This window comes from Kitasatospora sp. P5_F3, assembly GCF_054049135.1.
This window is the reverse complement of the sequence record NZ_JBFUMY010000209.1, coordinates 1-497: the sequence shown is the minus strand read 5'-3', so window position 1 is coordinate 497 and position 497 is coordinate 1. Positions and strand designations below refer to the sequence as shown.

The window sequence follows — 497 nt, the reverse complement described above, 5'->3', positions numbered from 1 at the left end:
GTCGGCCGGGTGACGCCCGCCCAGGCGGTGGACTCCTCGGCGATGGTGACCACGCCGGGGCAGCGCCGGTAGACGGTGGCGTTCATCTCCTGCAGGAAGGCGGCGGCGTCCAGGTTCTCCCGGCCACCGAACTGGTTCGGGGTCCAGTCGCCGCCCTCGCGGGAGTAGTCGAGGTAGAGCATCGAGGCGACGGCGTCGACCCGCAGGCCGTCGATGTGGAACTCCTCGCACCAGTAGACGGCGTTGGCCACCAGGAAGTTGCGGACCTCGGTGCGGCCGTAGTCGAACTCCAGCGTYCCCCAGTCCGGGTGCTCGGCSCGCAGCSGGTCGGCSGGYTCGTACAGCGGCTCGCCGTCGAACCGGGCCAGTGCGAAGTCGTCCTTGGGGAAGTGCGCGGGCACCCAGTCGACGATCACCCCGATGCCGGCCTGGTGCAGGGTGTCGACCAGGAAACGGAAGTCGTCCGGGGTGCCCAGCCGGGCGGTCGGCGCGTAGAA

The 497-nt window shown here is 70.7% G+C and carries 1 pseudogene; it reads right to left on the bottom strand.

Annotated elements, in window-relative coordinates:
• Positions 1-497 (bottom strand): annotated as a pseudogene (locus ACXJMZ_RS37390) (1,4-alpha-glucan branching enzyme); the annotation flags it as partial.